Below are 17,429 nucleotides of genomic sequence, written 5' to 3' on the forward strand. Positions count from 1 at the left end.
AGGTTTAAGCCGCGGCCTTGGCCTTGACGGCTTCGCACGCCATCAAGATGCGCTCAGGCGTGGCCGGTGCATCCATGTGCACAACCGCTTTGTGGTCGGCGCTGGCAGCCACGGCATCGCGCAGGGCGAAGAAGGCAGACAGACCCAACATCAACGGTGGCTCGCCCGTGGCCTTGCTGTTGAAAGGCGTGGGCTTGTTGTTTTGGTTTTCAAACAGCGACACCTTGAAGTGCTCAGGGATGTCGCCCGCCACTGGAATTTTGTAGGTGCTTGGCCCGTGCGTGAGCAGTTTGCCCTTCTTGTCCCAAATGCACTCTTCCATGGTGAGCCAGCCCATGCCTTGCACATACGCGCCTTCGATCTGGCCTTTGTCCAGGGCTGGGTTGATGCTGCGGCCCACGTCGTGCACGATGTCCACGGCCTTGAGCCACCACTCGCCGGTGCGGGTGTCGATCTCGACTTCGCTCACGGCCGCGCCGTAGCAGTAGTAATAGAAAGCACGGCCGTTCAGGGTGGTGAAGTCGTATTTGATTTCGGGCGTCATGTAGAAGCCCGTCACGCTCAAGCCCACGCGGTCGAGCCACGCTTGCTTGGTCACATCGGCCCACTTGACGGACTTGCCGCCGCCGTGGACTTCGTTGTTTGCAAAGGTCACATCGCCTTCAACACAGCCCAACATGCGGGCTGCCACAGGCTTCAAGCGCTCGCGCATTTGCATGGTCGCGTTCATGATGGCTGCGCCGTTGATGTCAGCACCGCTCGATGCGGAAGTGGCCGAAGCGTTGGGCACTTTTTGTGAGTCGGTCGCCGTGATACGCACGTGGTCCACGCTGATGCCCAAACCATCGGCACACACCTGTGCCATCTTGGTGTTGAGGCCTTGACCCATTTCGGTACCACCGTGGTTACAGCTGACCGAGCCGTCCATGTACACCACCAACAGCGCGCCACCTTGGTTCAAATGTGTGGCCGTGAAGCTGATGCCGAACTTCAAAGGCACGAGCGACAAACCGCGCTTGCGGGTTTTACTCTTCGCGTTGAAGGCTTGCACCGCTGCGCGGCGTTCGGCGTAGTTAGATTCGTGTTCGACCTGCGCGATCACCTTGTCACCCACCCAGTCTTCGATGAGCTGGTTGTATTGGGTGGTCATGGTGTCGGGCGTGCCGCTGATGGCGGGGTCTTTGTAGAGGTTGAGCTTGCGCACTTCCAGCGGGTCTTTGCCCAAAGTCATCGCAATCTCGTCCATCACCGTCTCGATGCCGAACATGCCTTGTGGGCCGCCAAAACCTCGGAAAGCGGTGGCGCTTTGCGTGTTGGTTTTGCAGCGGTGGCTCACCAACTTCAAAGCTGGGATGTGATAGCTGTTGTCGATGTGCAGGCAAGCGCGGTCGTTCACAGGGCCAGAGTAGTCGGTGCTGTAACCGCAGCGCGACATGAGCGTGATGTCAGCGCCCAAGACTCGGCCGTTGTCGTCAAAGCCCACTTCGTAATCGATGCGGAAATCGTGACGCTTGCCGGTGATGGTCATGTCGTCGTCGCGGTTGATGCGCAACTTGACGGGCTTTTGCAACTTGAACGCAGCCAAGGCAGCGCTTTGGCTGAAGATGCTGGCGTTGCCTTCTTTGCCACCAAAGCCACCACCCATGCGGCGGCATATCACTTCGACGTCGTTGGTGTGCAGGTTCAAAGCATGTGCGGCTTCGCGTTGGTTGCCGTCTGGATGTTGGGTCGACACGTACAACGTGAGCTGGCCGTCTTCCTTAGGCACCGCATAGGTGATTTGGCATTCCAAATAGAACTGTTCTTGCTGACCCGTGCGCGTGGTGCCTTTGATGGTGTGAGGTGCACTGGCAATGGCCGCAGCAGCGTCACCGCGTGTGATGCCCTTGGGCGGCATGATGAAGCTGTTGGCTTCCATCGCCTCTTCCACCGTCAAGATGGGCTTGAGTTCTTTCACCAACACCTTGGCTTTGTGCGCGGCTTCGCGGGCGTAAAGCATGTCGCGCGCCACCACCACGGCCACAGCTTGGCCAACGAACTCGACCTTGCCAGCGGCGAGGAACGGGTCGTCGTGCACGATGGGGCCGCAGTTGTTTTCGCCGGGAATGTCTTTGGCGGTGTAGACCGCCACCACGCCGTGCTCACGCAAGATGGCTTCGCGGTCAATGCCGTCGCCGATCAACTCGCCATGCGCCACAGGCGACAAGATGAGCGCGGCATACAAGGTGCCGGCGTGCTCAGGGATGTCGTCGATGTAAGTGGCCGAGCCGGTCACGTGCAGGTGTGCGGATTCGTGAACGACGTCCGTGCCTTGCTGAACGCCCGAAGCGGGCAACAGGTTTTTGAGTGCGGTAGGAGCGTTCATTCAAGCCACCTCTTTCGTTTGTTCTTCGATGAATTCCAAGGCCAAGTTGCGAGCCACCAAAGCACGATACGCCCATGTGGCGCGCAGGCCGTCGCGTGCAGTGAAGCTGGCGGCAATCGCGGCATCCAGATCTGCAGCTTTCACGTCTGCTGGCGATTTGCCTTCAAGCACAGCTTCGAGTTTGGGTGCACGCGCCGGGAATGGGCTGAGGCCGTTGTAGGCCAGCTTCACGCCAGCCAACTTGCCGCCTTTGAGCGTGTAGCTGATGGCCGCGCAGGTGGCCGAAATGTCTTGCTCAAAACGCTTGCTCACCTTGTGGGCGCGGAACACTTGGCCGGCCACGGGCTTGGGCAACTCCACCGCTTCGATGAACTCACCGGCTTCGAGCACGCTCTTTTTCATGCCGGTGTAGAAGTTTTCCAGCAACACGTTGCGGGTCTTCTCGCCACGGCGCAACACGAGGTTGGCACCCAGCGCCAGCAAGCAAGGCATGGAGTCACCAATGGGCGAACCGTTGGCAATGTTGCCCGCCAAGGTAGCGGTCGAACGGATGGGGGGCGAACCGAAGCGGCGCAGCACTTCGGCAAAGTCGGGGTAGGCCTTGGCCACCAACTCTTCCACTTTGGCCAGCGACACCGCAGCGCCAATGCGCCAAGCCTTGTCGGTCTCAGTGACTTGGCGCAGTTCTTTGACGTTGCCCAAATACATGATGTGGTCGGGGCGCGCGAACTGCTTGTTCACCTGCAAACCAATTTCGGTGCTGCCAGCCAACAAAGTGGTGGTGGGGTGCTTGACCAAGTAGTCAGACACTTCCGCCAAGGTGGCGGGTGACACAAACTCGTTGCCCTTCTTGGTGCGCACCACCGGCTGCACGATGATCTCGCCGTCGAGGCTCATGGTGGGGGTGCTTGCACGCTTGATTTCTTTGAGCAGCGGCAAGTCGGCGCTGTCGTCGACTTTCAAAGCTGATTTCTTCTGACAAGCCTTGGCTGTCGCGTCGATGATGGGCGCGTAGCCTGTGCAACGGCACAAGTTGCCGCTCAAGGCGTCGGTGATCTCTTGGCGCACGGGCGAGGTGTTGGTTTGCACCAGGTTCACCAAACTCATCACGATGCCGGGGGTGCAAAAGCCGCACTGCGAGCCGTGGCACTTGACCATCTCATCTTGCACGGGGTGCAAGGTGCCGTCAGCTTTTTTCAAGCTTTCCACGGTCTTGATGGATTTGCCGTCGAGCGAAGGCAACAACTGGATACATGCGTTGGTGGCCACATAGTCCACGCCCGTGCCAGCGGCATTGAGCTCACCCACCATCACCACGCAGGCGCCACAGTCGCCTTCAGCGCAACCTTCTTTGGTGCCGGTACGGTGAAGCTGCTCGCGCAGGTAATCAAGAACGGTGGTGGTGCGACGAGCGCCTTGAGCTTCAACGATCTGGCCGTCGAGCACAAAGCGCACGGTGTTGGTGACTTGGGTCATGGTGTGGGGTGTGGAAATCTGGGGGGAAGACCTAGATTTTAGTGACATGCACCCCAAATTCGCAGCACGTATGCTGCTTGGTATACAAAAAAATTAAGACCCGCGGTAGGTCGAGTAACTCCAAGGACTTACCAGCAACGGAACGTGATAGTGCTGATCCGTGTGCGCCACGCCAAAATCGAGGATGACTTGGTCTAAAAAATTCGGCTCAGGCAATTCGACTTTTTTCGAGGCGAAATAGCCTTTCACATCAAACACCAAGCGGTAAGTGCCCTTTTTCAAACTGTCGTTGTCGTAGAGCAAGCCATCGGGGTTGCGTCCGTCATGGTTGAGGTTGAACGACTTCACCAGTGTGGCTTGCCCGTTGTCTGTGGTGAACAACGAAACCTTCATGCCCGCTGCGGGGCCACCGTGCATGGTGTCCAAAACGTGTGTGCTCAATCCCATGAAACGCTCCCAAAAATGATGGCGACCAACTTGGTCGACAGAAAGTGTATACAGTTTTGGCGTTTGCGGCTATCATTTCTGAAAATTGACATCGCACGGAGACTCTAAATGGACAGCTCAACCGCCACCCGAACCATTGTGGACGCGATGACCAAAGCGATCGTCGAGCATCGCTTGCATCCCGGCACCAAGCTGGCTGAACAAAAGTTGGCCGATCACTTCAGCGTCTCGCGCACGCTGATTCGACAAGCCTTGTTTCAATTGGCCCAAAAGCGCCTCATCCGCATGGAGCCTGCACGCGGCGCGTTTGTGGCGACCCCCTCTTCCGATGAAGCCCGCCAAGTGTTTTCGGTGCGTCGCATGATCGAAGTCGAGATGACCCGAAGCTTTGTGCGCCACGTGACGCCTGCGCAAATCAAAGCACTCAAGGACCACGTGGCCCAAGAAAAGGCAGCCGTCGACAGCGGTGATGTGCCCAGTCGCACCGATTTGCTGGGGGACTTTCATGTGCGCATGGCCGAATTGATGGGCAACACGGTGTTGGCCCAAATTCTGAGCGAACTGATTTCGCGTTGTGCCCTGATCACCCTGATGTACCAAACCACCAATGCGGCCGAACACTCGGCCGATGAGCACGCCGAAATCTTGAAAGCCATCGCGGCCAAAGACGAAGACTTGGCCGTCAAGTTGATGGACGAACACTTGCGCAACGTGGAAGAAGGCTTGGCCCTCGACCGAAAAGTGCCCAGCAACGATATCGCCATGGCGCTGGCCTAAGCGCTTGCGCTTATTTAAATACGGAGTTATTGCATGTCCAACCCCAACGCCACTTACGACAGCACCGCCGCCTATCCCCGTGACTTGGTGGGCTACGGCCGCCAAGTGCCGCACGCGCAATGGCCCAACCAAGCCCGCATTGCAGTGCAGTTTGTGCTGAACTACGAAGAAGGCGGCGAGAACGCCACCGTACACGGCGATGCGGGCAGCGAGATGTTTTTGAGCGAGATGTTCAACCCGCCCAGCTTTCCTGACCGCCACCTGAGCATGGAAGGCATTTACGAATACGGCTCACGCGTGGGCGTGTGGCGCATCTTGCGCGAGTTTGAAAAACGCGGCCTGCCCCTGACTGTGTTTGGCGTGAGCATGGCGCTCGAGCGCCACCCCGAACTCACTGCCGCGTTTGTGGAACTCGGCCACGAAATTGCCTGCCACGGCTACCGCTGGATCAACTACCAAACCACCGACGAAGCCACCGAGCGTGCGCACATGAACAAGGGCATCGAGATCATCGAGCGCCTAACGAGCACCACACACGGCAACAGCATTCATGGCGCAGGCTGGTACACCGGCCGCGACAGCCCCAACACACGCCGCCTCGTGGCAGACCACGGCGGCTTTGAATACGACAGCGACTACTACGGCGAAGACCTGCCGTTTTGGATGAAGGTCAAAAAAACCAATGGCGACGTCGTACCCCAACTCGTCGTGCCTTACACGCTCGACTGCAACGACATGCGCTTTGCACTGCCGCAAGGCTTTAGCCAAGCGGAAGACTTCTTTGTGTACTTGCGCGACAGCTTTGATGCGCTGTACGCCGAAGGTGACGAAGCCCCGAAGATGATGAGCATCGGCATGCACTGCCGCTTGCTGGGTAAGCCCGGCCGCATCGTGGCACTGCAAAAGTTTTTAGACCACATCGCCAAACATGACCGCGTTTGGGTGGCGCGTCGCATTGACATTGCGCGTCACTGGAAACAAGTGCATCCCTACAGCGGCAACTAAACAGCAGGACACCGACATGAGCACCATCACGCTGAACCAAATCAACACCCTGCCCCGCACAGAGGCTGCCGCGTTGCTGACCGGCTTGTACGAACACTCCGATTGGATTGCCGAGCAAGCACTGGATGCACGCCCGTTTGCATCTGCCGCCGCGCTCAAACACGCCATGGTGAAGGTGCTGGCAACAGCAGGTCGCGAACCCCAGCTCGCCTTGGTCCGCGCCCACCCCGAGTTGGCGGGCAAAGCGATGGTGAGCAAAAGCCTCACCGCTGAATCGACCCATGAACAAACCAAAGCCGGCCTGACCAATTGCACGCCTGATGAGTTTGCGCACATCCAGCAGCTCAACGCGAGCTACAACGCCAAGTTTGGTTTCCCGTTCATCTTGGCCGTGCGCGGCCCACGTGGCTCTGGCTTGAACAAGCAGCAAATCATCAGCACCTTCGAGCGCCGCCTGCACAACCACCCCGACTACGAACTGGCCGAGTGCTTGCGCAACATCCACCGCATCGTGGAGATTCGCCTCAATGACAAACTGGGCTACGAGCCCGCGCTGGGCCACGAGGTGTGGGACTGGCACGAGTGGTTGGCCCAGTTCAGCGACGCAGGCGTGGTCAACCAACACGCGCCATACGTCGCACGCGAAGAACTCACCGTCACTTACCTGACCGACGCGCACCTGAAATGCGCCCGCACGATCGAGCTGGGCATGAAGGCTTGCGGCTTTGACGACGTGCACATCGACGCGGTAGGCAACGTGGTGGGCGTCTACAAAGCGGCCTCACACAATGCCAAAACCTTGATGACCGGCTCGCACTACGACACCGTGCGCAACGGCGGCAAGTACGACGGCCGCTTGGGCATCTTCGTGCCCATGGCCTGTGTGCGCGAACTGGCCCGTGCGGGCCAGCGTCTGCCCTTCAACCTCGAAGTGGTGGCCTTTGCTGAAGAAGAAGGCCAACGCTACAAAGCTACCTTCCTAGGCTCTGGCGCTTTGGTGGGTGACTTTAAAAACGAGTGGCTGGACCAACAAGATGCGGACGGCATCACGATGCGCCAAGCCATGCAGCAAGCAGGCTTGAACATCAACGACATCCCCAAACTCACCCGCAACGCGGCTGAGTATTTGGGCTTTGTGGAAGTCCACATCGAGCAAGGCCCTGTGCTGAACGAGCTTGATATTCCACTGGGCGTGGTCACCTCCATCAACGGCAGCGTGCGCTTTGTGGGCGAAATCGTTGGCATGGCTAGCCATGCAGGCACCACGCCGATGGACCGCCGCCGCGATGCCGCCACATCCGTCGCCGAACTTGCGCTCTACGTCGAGAAACGCGCCTCACAACAAGCCAACTTGGTCGGCACCGTCGGCATGCTGACTGTGCCCAATGGCTCCATCAACGTGGTGCCCGGTCGCTGTCAATTCAGCCTCGATCTGCGCGCAACCACCGATGCCATGCGCGATGCGCTGATGAACGACGTGCTCGCTGTGCTCAAAGCCATTTGCGAACGCCGTGGCTTGCACTACACGCTGGAAGAAACCATGCGCGCCAGCGCTGCACCGAGCGACGCGAAGCTGCAAGCACTTTGGGAGCAAGCCGTGCAGTCCCTCGGTGTGCCCGTGTTCCACCTGCCCAGTGGCGCGGGTCATGACGCGATGAAACTGCACGAAGTCATGCCCCAAGCCATGCTGTTTGTGCGTGGCCAAAACGCAGGCATCAGCCACAACCCGCTGGAATCCACGACAAGCGACGACATGCAACTGGCCATCGACGCCTTCATGCACTTGCTGCACAACACGCACGCGTGACACGACCACAAAACCCAAAGACGCCTCGCACGCAAGAAGTCACAGCCACTACGAAAACACCGAGACACACCATGAGCCACACCACCTACGCCCAACTCGACGCCTGGATTGACGCACACTTCGACGAGCAAGTGAAATTCTTGCAAGAACTCATCCGCGTTCCCACCGACACGCCCCCCGGCAACAACGCCCCCCACGCCGAGCGCACCGCCACGCTGCTGAAAGACTTTGGCTTTGACGCCGAAAAACACGCCGTGCCCGACGCCGATGTGAAAGCGTATGGTCTTGAAACCATCACCAACCTCATCGTGCGCCGCAAGTACGGCACTGGCAAAACCATCGCCCTCAATGCCCACGGCGACGTGGTGCCCCCCGGCGAAGGCTGGACCCAAAAGCCCTACGGCGGCGACATTGTGGACGGCAAAATTTATGGCCGCGCCAGCGCCGTGAGCAAGTGCGACTTCTCGACCTTCACCTTCGCCACCCGCGCATTGGAAGCCGTGAACCTTGCAGAGAACCACCAGCTCAACGGCAACCTCGAACTGCACTTCACCTACGACGAAGAGTTCGGCGGCCTGCTCGGCCCCGGCTGGTTGTTAGACCAAGGCCTGACCCAACCCGACTTGATGATTGCCGCAGGCTTCAGCTACCAAGTGGTCACCGCGCACAACGGCTGCTTGCAAATGGAAGTCACCGTGCACGGCAAGATGGCCCACGCTGCCATTCCCGAAACTGGTGTGGATGCCTTGCAAGGCGCCGTGGCCGTGCTCAACGCGCTGTACCACCAAAACACCTTGTACAAAGCCATCACCTCCAAGGTCGAGGGCATCAACCACCCGTATGTGAATGTGGGTCTGATTGAAGGCGGCACCAACACCAACGTCATCCCCGGCAAGGTCATGCTCAAGCTCGATCGCCGCATGATTCCCGAAGAAAACCCTGTTGCGGTCGAAGCCAGCATTCGCCAAGTCATGGCCGATGCGGTCACCGGCTTCAACCAAGGCCGCGCAGCTGATATGCAAATCAGCGTGGACATCAAGCGCATGCTCATGGCGCACAGCATGCAACCGCTGGCGGGTAACAAGCCCTTGGTCGATGCCATTCAAAAGCACGGTGAAGCGCTCTTTGGCGAACCCATTCCCGCCATGGGCACACCGCTCTACACCGATGTGCGCTTGTACAGCGAACGCGGCATTCCGGGTGTGATCTACGGCGCGGGTCCGCGCACGGTGTTGGAGAGTCATGCCAAGCGCGCCGATGAGCGTTTGGACTTGGAAGATTTACGTCGTGCCACGAAGGTGATTGCGCGGACCTTGCAAGACTTATTGGGTTGAGTCAGAGGCTGATTAGCATCATCAGCATTAGGGTTTGCGGGCAAGCTCTGACTCCGGATGGACCCCTGCATGCCAAGCCAGATATTCAGAGCGACGCAGCCTATAACGGGCGATGCTGCCTTCATGCAGCTGGCGTAACGCGTCAGTTAGCATTTGAATGAACGCATCGCGATCGGCCTCATGGACAGCATCACGCGCGACTTGGGCAATCACGTCAGACTGCGGTCGCAGCAGCCCTTTGACCACCACTTGAACCGCTTGGATGAGCGCCTCACGGTACTTAATTTTTAGCGGATCGGGCTCGACCATGGTTTGCGTGATGGCTAAGTAACGCTGACAAGAGCGTTCATATGCCCAAACAAACACATCACGCAACAAGTCAACTTCGTTGAGTTCGTACACGCCCAAAGTTCCCTCGACGTAGGCACGTTCTGGAACATCAACGAAAGACAAAGGACAAAGGTTGCTTTTGATCAACGGAATGTTGGCACCGATACGCGAGACACGCTTATTCACATCCTCAAACGGCTGTAAGTAAGGTAATTGCACCATCAGAAAAAAAGCTTGCTCAAATGGGTCTGGGATTGCAGACGCCTTGTTCAGCAATTGTTCAAAACAATCTTCGATAACTTGCGGCAAAGCTGCTGGGTGAAACACGGTTCCAGAAATTTCGACAGTTCGTCGACGCAAACGTCCACTTGCTTGCGGGTCTCGCATCAAGTCCTGTGACAGCACGGCGTGGATGTTTTTGAACGTGAAGGCATCAAAGCAAACCTCATCCGCATCCTCAATCAGCATCTCGATAGCAGCTTTGTGGTTCAGGATCATCTGCGTTTCAATGGCATCCTTCCCTTGGGCTATCTGTCCTAACTCAATGAGGTTTTGAGTGTCCAGACGACTGTAGGTGTTACCTTCCAGTTTGGATGACGCCCATGACAAATCAACGAGCAAGCGGCTCAGGATATCTCGGGCGTAGGTGCCAGCTGGGCGTTCGTTGGCCGCTGTACGCCCCATGTCGTGCAACTGGCTTCGCAATGACGCCGACAGATAGAAAGTTTGGCCAGGCTGATAAGCCTCTAAAAATTCACGCTGATAACCGACAGGGCGGCGATGCATCAGAGGCAAACGAACTTGGTCGCGAATGCGCGCGCCCTCAGGGGAAACAGATACGTACAGCTCTGCCTCCCCTCGCCCCACAGAGGCCGAAGCGGTAACGCCTGTGAGCGCAACAACAGCGCCTGCGACAGGCTTGTAAACCAACGCGGTACTTTCACCCTCAACGCTCAAGCGCTTCATTTCAATGAGTTTTTGCAACCGCCGCTGCAGTGTGCGACGGTTGAGCTCGACCTGTTGACTGCGGACCATCTCCGCCTCGATGTTCGAGATGCCAATGCCATTCGGATGAGCGGAAACGATAGACGCGATCAAATGGAGCTCTTCGCTTGGTGTAGCGCGTGACATAGTTTGACCTTTCATTGCTAACGTCATGTCCTGCAAGCGCGCCATTGCGCGACAGAATTCGGCGCCATTGTGTCGCGCAATCTGTCACACGTCAACCCAATACTGTCGCGCAATAGCGTTAACTCACCATTTCCACAAACGCCTGCTCCATCGCCCGGGTGTGCGCCACCACGTCCCAGCTTCGACGAGTTTTAAAGCGATCGCGCCGCGTTTCAGGGAGAGCAAAGCCGCACGGTCTTGGGCCATCTGCACCGCCATGCGCACATAACCCTCATCGTCATCAGCCACCTACTCGGGCAGACCCGCTGCCGTCATAAAGCTCGCGCCCATGCGTAAACAAAACCATTCACTGGCTAATCCGCGAAGCATAGCGACACACCGCTGGGTCAAACCAAGTTTGCGAAAACTCGGCCAAGGTGTTGTTGGCGGTCCAGGACAGCCGCTCAATGAAGCCCGCGATTTGACCCACTTGCATGCCCGACGGCGGTGCTGCCCACTCGGGCGCAGGCGCGGCGCTGATGCGGTCTTCGACTCGGGCAATCCAAACTTGGAACTGGGTTTGGTAGAACAGATACATGGAATCGCCCAAGTCTGACGCTTGCAAAGCAGGCGCCAGCGCGCCATCGAACCAAATTTCTTCCAACGCCACGGGCACTTGGCTCAAAAAGCGCAAGCGCCGCACACGCCACACAGGTGCAACGGGGTCCGCCCCCAACACGGGCACATGTGCAGGGCGGGCACAAGCGCTCACATCCAAAATGTGCGCCGTGGGCAAACCGGGACCCGTGGTCAATTCCAAGCGAAACAGCTCGTAAATGCGTTGCGACCCTTCGGCGCGACGCACATACGTGCCCGAACCTTGAATGCGCTCCAAAACACCTTGTTCAGACAGCAGCGCCAGCGACTTGCGCAAAGTGCCCACCGCCACCGACAACGATTCGGCCAACTCAGCCTCGGTGGGCAAACGCTCGCCGCTTTGCCAATAACCCGCCTTGATCTGGCGCGTCAACAACTCTGCAATTTGCAGATACACGGGCAAAGATTTGGCGGGAGTGGAGGCCTTCATGGGGTCCAAGTATCGCAAATGCGTGGAAACACCCATCACACGCATCGCTCAATTCATATACCATTCATTCACTTTTTCCATCAGGAGATTTTGATGAGCGTTGTTCCTGTCCGAGGCGCCGACATTCAGGGTGCCGAAGTCGCGTGGTTTGCGCCTTTGTGTTCCGACGATTTCCGCCATTTGGGCGTACCCGATGGCGATTTGCGCAGCAACTGGGCCAACACCAGCCGCATCGTCACACGCGCGGAAGAGCTGGGGTTTCGCAACATCTTGTGCCCGTCGTCTTACCAAGTCGGCCAAGACACGCTGACCTTTGCCGCGGCGGTCGCCCCCAAGACCTCGCGCATGAATTTGCTCGCCGCCATCCGTTGCGGTGAAATGCACCCCGCCATGCTGGCCCGTACCGTGGCCACGCTGGATCACATCTTGGAAGGCCGCCTCACGCTCAACGTGATCTCGTCGGACTTTCCTGGTCAGCAAGAAGACAGTGCCTACCGCTACCGCCGCTCGTGGGAAGTGGTGGAGATCTTGAAGCAGGCGTGGACGCAAGACGAGATCAACTACGAAGGCCAGATTTACAACCTCAAAGGTTTGTCCACCGACCCCGTGCGGCCCTACCAAATCAATGGTGGCCCCCTGCTCTACTTCGGGGGTTACAGCCCCGATGCCTTGGCCCTCTGCGGAGCCCATTGCGACACCTACCTGATGTGGCCCGAGCCCAAAGACGTGTTGGCACAACGCATGCGCGACGTGCATGCCCAAGCGGCCAAACACAACCGCCTGCTCGACTACGGCCTGCGCGTGCACATGATCGTGCGCGACACCGAAGCCGAAGCCCGCGAGTACGCCCGTGAGCTGGTGTCGAAACTCGACGACGGCAAAGGCCAAGAAATTCGCAATCGAGCCTTGGACGCCAAGAGCTTAGGCGTGGCATTGCAAAGCCAAAACCGCGACATCGCTGACGAAGAGGGCTACATCGAACCCCATTTGTGGACCGGCGTAGGCCGCGCCCGCAGCGGTTGCGGCGCCGCTTTGGTGGGCAGCGTGGACCAAGTGCTCCGCGAGATCCACGACTATATGAAAATGGGCATACGCGCCTTCATCTTCTCGGGCTATCCGCACTTGAACGAATGCGAAATCTTCGGCACCAAAGTGCTGCCCCACCTCAAAACCGTGTCACTCGCCCAAGAATATGGGCGCGTGCCCGTTACCACACCGCCCACACCGCTGGGCACAGGAGTTCGCAAATGAGTCAGTCCCCCGTGAGTCGCCTCACCCTGCCTAACGGCCAATCTTTGAGCCGCATGGCCTACGGTGTGTGGCGCTTGAGCGAAGCCAGTGACACCTCGGTGAAGGCCAATTTGGCGCGCATCGAAGCGTGTTTGGCCCAAGGCATCACCACCTTCGACCATGCCGACATTTATGGCGACTACCGCTGCGAATCGCTGTTTGGCGAGACCCTCAAAGCGCACCCCAGCTTGAAAAGCAAGATCGAAGTCGTCACCAAAACCGACATCATGTTGCTCTCGCAGCAATGGCCCACCACCCGCGTGAAGCACTACGACACCTCGCCCGCCCATGTGCGCGCCAGCGTGGACCGCTCGCTGCAACGCATCGGTGTGGACGTGATCGACCTGCTGTTGATCCACCGCCCTGACCCGCTGATGGACGCCCAAGCCTTGGGTGAGTGCTTGGATGGCCTGATCAAGAGTGGGAAAGTGCGCGGCGTCGGCGTGTCGAACTTCATGCCTTGGGATGTGGACCTGCTGCAATCGCGCATGACGCACAAGCTGCAAACCAATCAACTCGAAGTGAGCTTGCTCAACACCGAGCCCTTGATCAACGGCCAAATGGCCCATGCGCAACAACATGTCATGCCCGTGATGGCGTGGTCGCCTTTGGGTGGCGGACGCCTGCACACACAAGCCCACACCGCAGGCACGGCCGCAGCGCGACTCGCGCCCAAGCTGCAAAGCTTGGCCCAAGCGGCTGGCACCGACACCACCGCCGTGGCCATCGCTTGGTTGCTGCACCACCCCGCCCGAGTGCTGCCTGTGATGGGCACCAACCAGCTGGAACGCATCGCGCAATTCAACCAAGCCGAGCGCGTGCCCATGGACCGCCAAACGTGGTTTGAACTCTACGAATTGGCCTGCGGGCACGAAGTGCCTTAAGGACACCATGCACAACACAACAGACGCGATGGACTATCGCAAAGCCTTGTCCAGCTTCGGCACCGGTGTGACGGTGGTTACCGCCCATTTTGAGGGCCAAGACTGGGCCATGACGTGCAACTCGTTCAGCTCGGTCTCGCTCAACCCCCGCTTGGTGCTGTGGAGCATTCGCCGCGAGGCCAGCAGCCACGCAGCGTTCACCCAATCAGGCGGCTTCACCGTGAGTGTGTTGGCCGAGCATCAAGCCGCATTGGCTGGACAATTTGCCACAGGCAGCATGGCCGATCGATTCGCCAACGTGCCTGTGGCGCGCTTAGACAGCCAACGTCTGCGCTTGGCAGGCGCCGTGGCTTGGTTTGATTGCGACATCCACCAACTCATCGAAGCCGGTGACCACCACATCGTGCTGGGAGCCGTGCGCGGCTTTGGCAGCACCGATGCAGGCGGGCTGGGGTATTACCGCAGCAAAATGGCGCAGTTTGCTGCACTGCCCGCTTAAGCCTCAGCCCTTCAAACCGCCTTGGGTCAAGCCGCCCACCACGCGCTCTTGAAAGGCAGCAATCAAGAGCGCAATCGGCACGATGGACACGATCAGCGCCGCTGAAATGATGGGCCAAGGAAAGGTGAACTCGCCTTGGTACAGCGCAATGCCCACCGGCAACGTGCGCACGGCAGGGCTGGAATTGAGCGACAGCGCCAGCAAAAATTCGTCCCACGAATTCACAAATGCCAAGATGCCCGCCGTGAACACGCCAGGCGCGGCCAAGGGCACCACCACGCGCACCAAGGCGCCCATGCGGGTGCAGCCGTCGATCATGGCGGCGTTCTCTAAGTCTTTGGGAATGCTCTGGAAAAAGCTCACCAGCACCAAGGTGCAAACGGGCAAGTTCAGCACCACGTACGGAAAAATCAAAGCGGCATAGGTGTTGAGCCAACCCAAAGCGCGCATGGTCTCAAAAATGGGCACCAACAAGGTGACCAACGGGAACATGCTCGACGCCACGATGCAAGTCAAGATGAGCTGGCGGTATTTGAGGTTCAAACGCGCAATCGCATACGCAGCAAACGCTGACACCACCAGCGATAGCAGTGTGGCCCCCGAGGCCACCAACACGCTGTTTTTGAGGTACGTCAGCAGCGGCTGGTCGGTGAACGCGCGCACATAGTTGTCTAACGTCGGCCCATGCGGCCACCACGTGATGGGCTTTTGCACCAGTTCGCTCTCGGCCTTGAGCGAGGTGAACAAAATCCAAACCGCCGGAAAAAACCCGTTGATCACCACAATGCCCGCCGCGATCCAGCGCAGCATGGGGGACGACCACAGCCCGTGTTGTTGCGCCATGCTCATGCAGCGTTCTTTCCAATGTGGTTCAAATAAAAGCCCGTCACGACCAAAGAGATCACGAACATGAAGACGGCCAACGTGGAGCCAAAGCCAATGTCGGAATAGTCGATGGTGTATTTGTGAATCAGCATGGCCAAGGTTTCGGTGGCCTCACCGGGCCCGCCCTTGGTCATGGTGTACGGAATGTCAAAGGTTTGCAGCGCGGTGATGGTTCGAAAAATCAAGGCCACCACGATGCTGGGCATCAACATGGGAATGGTGATTTGCCAAAACTGTTGCCACAAATTCGCGCCGTCGACTTCTGCAGCTTCGTACAAAGAACGGGGAATCATCTGCAAACCCGCCAACAAAATCAGCGCCATGAAGGATGCTGTTTTCCAAATGATGGTCAGGCAAATGGCGGCAAAGGCCCAGCGCGGTTTGAGCAACCAACTGGTGGGCTCGTCTTGCAGCCCCAAACGCATCAACACATCGTTGACCACGCCGTACTCGGTGTGAAAAAACCACGCAAAGATCAAACCCGCAAACGACAACGGGAGCGCCCAAGGCAACAACAGCGACAAGCGCACCGGCCATTTGCGCTTGAACGGCAAATTCGCCAACAAGGCCAAGGCCAGTCCGACGATCAACGCACCAGGCACGGTGATGAGGGTGATGAGCAAGGTGTTTTGCGTGGCGTTCCAAAACAAGGGGTCTTGCCACACGTCAACATAGTTTTGCAGCCCCAAGAAGGCACCGTCTTTGTCGATGGCGAACAAGCTGTTGTAAATCAGCTTGCCGATCGGATACACCACGATGGCGAGCAGCAACGCAAACGCGGGTGACAGCAGCATCACCGCGAGCGTTTTCTCGCTGGGGTCGCGCAGCTTAGACAGCATCAACGCATCAGGCGACCGACGCGCGCGGCAATTTCGTCCACACCGGCTTCAGGCGTTTTGGTGCGGGCCAAGATGGCGCTGGTGGTGGTGCGGATGATGTCGGAGACTTGGCCGTAGTCGTTCACCATGGGGCGGCTTTGGGCGGCCAACACCACGGGCAAGGCGTCCTTGAACCAAGGCACCACTTTGTTCACGTCAGGGTCGGCGTACACGCTTTGGAACACCGGCAAGATGGAGCCCTCTTTGGCCACAAACGCGCTGGCTTGCTTAGACGACAAGAACTTGATGAGCTTGCCTGCTTCGTCTTTGTGGGTGCTGTAGGCGTTCATCGCCCACTGCCAGCCGCCCATGCAGGTGGCCGATTTGCCGCCGGCCATGGCGGGCAGTGGCATCACGCCCACTTGGCCTTTGACTTTGGAGTCGGCGTCGTCTTTGAAGCGGTCAAATGCAAAACCCCAGTTGATGGCGAACACCACTTGACCGGCTTTGAACTCGTTGACCGTGTCAGGCGTTTTCACCTCGGCGACGTTCTTTTTGATCACGCCTTGGTCAACCATGCCCAACCAAGCGTTCAAACCCTTGACGGCCGCTGGTTTGTCCAGCGTCAGCTTGCCACCGGCATCGTTGAACTGCTTGCCTTGGCCCCAGTAGGGCAACAAGAAGGTACACACAGCCCCCTCAATCGGCGCACCTTGAATCGACAAGCCTTGTAAATTGGCATTGCCCTCACCGGCCATGATTTTTTTGGCAGCAGCGGCCAACTCGTCCCATGTCTTGGGCTCGGCCACGCCGTATTTGGCGAGCAAGTCTTTGCGGTAGTACATGAACATCGCATCGCCTTGGCTGGGCATGGCGAACACTTTGCCGTCAATCACGTTGGCTTGCTGGTACACGGGCAAATAGTCGTTGCGCAAGGCTGCGGGGCCGCCCACGTATTTGTCCAAGGGCTCGATCCAGCCTTTGGACGAGTACTGTGCGGGGTTCACGATGTCGATCAAGAACAAGTCAATCGCCGAGTCTTTGGCGTTGAGCACGGTGGACAGGTACTGGCGTTGCAACTCCGAGGTGGCACCGCCGGTCTCAATCTCGACCTTCACGTTGGGGTTGGCTTTGTTGTATTCCTGAAAGAGCTTTTGCTGCAAGTCAGGACGCTGGTTAGGGCCCACAAACACACGCAAGGTGGTTTGCTGCGCCCACACGCTGCCTGCGCACAGGCCTGCGGCCAAGGCCAATGCGGTGAATTTCAATGCTTGACGTTTTTTCATGGCTTGTCTCCGTTGGATAAATTCAAAGG

Annotated in this window: 16 protein-coding genes; 7 read left to right on the forward strand and 9 right to left on the reverse strand. The window is 58.3% G+C overall.

The genetic code is table 11. The annotated features are described in order from the left end of the window. Nucleotides 1-4: 4 nt before the first annotated feature. The 3 genes from xdhB to uraH form a co-directional block, all read right to left on the reverse strand. Entirely contained in the window at nt 5-2,365 is a 2,361-nt protein-coding gene (xdhB, locus tag RMS95_RS11330; RefSeq protein WP_310646247.1) for a xanthine dehydrogenase molybdopterin binding subunit, read from the reverse strand. After that, nucleotides 2,366-3,841, reverse strand: a complete 1,476-nt coding sequence (xdhA, locus tag RMS95_RS11335) for a xanthine dehydrogenase small subunit (RefSeq protein WP_310646248.1) — start codon at nt 3,839-3,841, stop codon at nt 2,366-2,368. A gap of 93 nt (nt 3,842-3,934) precedes the next feature. Then, entirely contained in the window at nt 3,935-4,288 is a 354-nt protein-coding gene (uraH, locus tag RMS95_RS11340) for a hydroxyisourate hydrolase (RefSeq protein ID WP_310646249.1), read from the reverse strand. Nucleotides 4,289-4,396: 108 nt separating this feature from the next. Between uraH and RMS95_RS11345 the strand changes: the two genes are divergently transcribed. The 4 genes from RMS95_RS11345 to RMS95_RS11360 all read left to right on the forward strand — a co-directional run bounded on the left by RMS95_RS11345 (nt 4,397) and on the right by RMS95_RS11360 (nt 9,211). After that, nucleotides 4,397-5,065: a GntR family transcriptional regulator gene (locus RMS95_RS11345; protein WP_310646251.1), complete on the forward strand. Its 669-nt coding sequence runs from the start codon at nt 4,397-4,399 to the stop codon at nt 5,063-5,065. A 33-nt stretch (nt 5,066-5,098) separates the two neighbouring features. Beyond that, nucleotides 5,099-6,070 carry an allantoinase PuuE gene (gene puuE / locus RMS95_RS11350; RefSeq protein WP_310646253.1) on the forward strand — a complete coding sequence of 324 codons (972 nt, stop codon included), beginning with the start codon at nt 5,099-5,101 and terminating at the stop codon, nt 6,068-6,070. A gap of 16 nt (nt 6,071-6,086) precedes the next feature. Then, nucleotides 6,087-7,877 (forward strand): 2-oxo-4-hydroxy-4-carboxy-5-ureidoimidazoline decarboxylase, encoded by a 1,791-nt coding sequence (uraD, locus tag RMS95_RS11355; RefSeq protein ID WP_310646255.1) that lies wholly within the window; start codon nt 6,087-6,089, stop codon nt 7,875-7,877. Between the two features lie 71 nt (nt 7,878-7,948). Beyond that, a complete protein-coding gene (locus RMS95_RS11360; RefSeq protein ID WP_310646256.1) occupies nt 7,949-9,211 on the forward strand; it encodes a M20/M25/M40 family metallo-hydrolase in 1,263 nt (420 codons plus the stop codon). Between the two features lie 27 nt (nt 9,212-9,238). Here the strand turns inward: RMS95_RS11360 and RMS95_RS11365 are convergent, their stop codons facing one another. The 3 genes from RMS95_RS11365 to RMS95_RS11375 all read right to left on the reverse strand — a co-directional run bounded on the left by RMS95_RS11365 (nt 9,239) and on the right by RMS95_RS11375 (nt 11,738). Further along, complete coding sequence (locus RMS95_RS11365; protein ID WP_310646258.1) at nt 9,239-10,672, reverse strand: Fic family protein; 1,434 nt, start codon at nt 10,670-10,672, stop codon at nt 9,239-9,241. Nucleotides 10,673-10,795: 123 nt separating this feature from the next. After that, on the reverse strand, nt 10,796-10,960 hold the full coding sequence (locus RMS95_RS11370) for a hypothetical protein (protein ID WP_310646260.1): 165 nt from the start codon (nt 10,958-10,960) through the stop codon (nt 10,796-10,798). Nucleotides 10,961-11,018: 58 nt separating this feature from the next. Beyond that, nucleotides 11,019-11,738, reverse strand: coding sequence for a GntR family transcriptional regulator (locus RMS95_RS11375; protein WP_310646262.1), 720 nt, complete (start codon nt 11,736-11,738; stop codon nt 11,019-11,021). A 93-nt stretch (nt 11,739-11,831) separates the two neighbouring features. Here RMS95_RS11375 and RMS95_RS11380 point away from each other — a divergent pair, with 93 nt between their 5' ends. Genes RMS95_RS11380 through RMS95_RS11390 form a run of 3 tightly spaced genes read left to right on the forward strand, consistent with a single transcriptional unit; the run spans nt 11,832 to nt 14,411 of the window. After that, nucleotides 11,832-12,989, forward strand: a complete 1,158-nt coding sequence (locus tag RMS95_RS11380) for an LLM class flavin-dependent oxidoreductase (protein WP_310646263.1) — start codon at nt 11,832-11,834, stop codon at nt 12,987-12,989. Then, nucleotides 12,986-13,912 (forward strand): aldo/keto reductase, encoded by a 927-nt coding sequence (locus tag RMS95_RS11385; protein ID WP_310646265.1) that lies wholly within the window; start codon nt 12,986-12,988, stop codon nt 13,910-13,912. Before RMS95_RS11380 ends, RMS95_RS11385 begins: the two co-directional genes overlap by 4 nt. Nucleotides 13,913-13,919: 7 nt before the next feature. After that, nucleotides 13,920-14,411, forward strand: coding sequence for a flavin reductase family protein (locus tag RMS95_RS11390; RefSeq protein ID WP_310646267.1), 492 nt, complete (start codon nt 13,920-13,922; stop codon nt 14,409-14,411). A 3-nt stretch (nt 14,412-14,414) separates the two neighbouring features. Here RMS95_RS11390 and RMS95_RS11395 read toward each other — a convergent pair whose 3' ends face one another. The 3 genes from RMS95_RS11395 to RMS95_RS11405 are packed head-to-tail and all read right to left on the reverse strand — an operon-like array spanning nt 14,415 to nt 17,400. Then, nucleotides 14,415-15,260 (reverse strand): carbohydrate ABC transporter permease, encoded by an 846-nt coding sequence (locus tag RMS95_RS11395; RefSeq protein ID WP_310646268.1) that lies wholly within the window; start codon nt 15,258-15,260, stop codon nt 14,415-14,417. Next, complete coding sequence (locus RMS95_RS11400) at nt 15,257-16,135, reverse strand: sugar ABC transporter permease (protein ID WP_310646270.1); 879 nt, start codon at nt 16,133-16,135, stop codon at nt 15,257-15,259. Before RMS95_RS11400 ends, RMS95_RS11395 begins: the two co-directional genes overlap by 4 nt. Then, complete coding sequence (locus tag RMS95_RS11405) at nt 16,135-17,400, reverse strand: ABC transporter substrate-binding protein (protein ID WP_310646272.1); 1,266 nt, start codon at nt 17,398-17,400, stop codon at nt 16,135-16,137. Before RMS95_RS11405 ends, RMS95_RS11400 begins: the two co-directional genes overlap by 1 nt. Between the last annotated feature and the right edge of the window lie 29 nt (nt 17,401-17,429).

The sequence above is a fragment of the Limnohabitans sp. genome (assembly GCF_031539175.1).
Taxonomy (GTDB): Bacteria; Pseudomonadota; Gammaproteobacteria; order Burkholderiales; family Burkholderiaceae_C; genus Limnohabitans.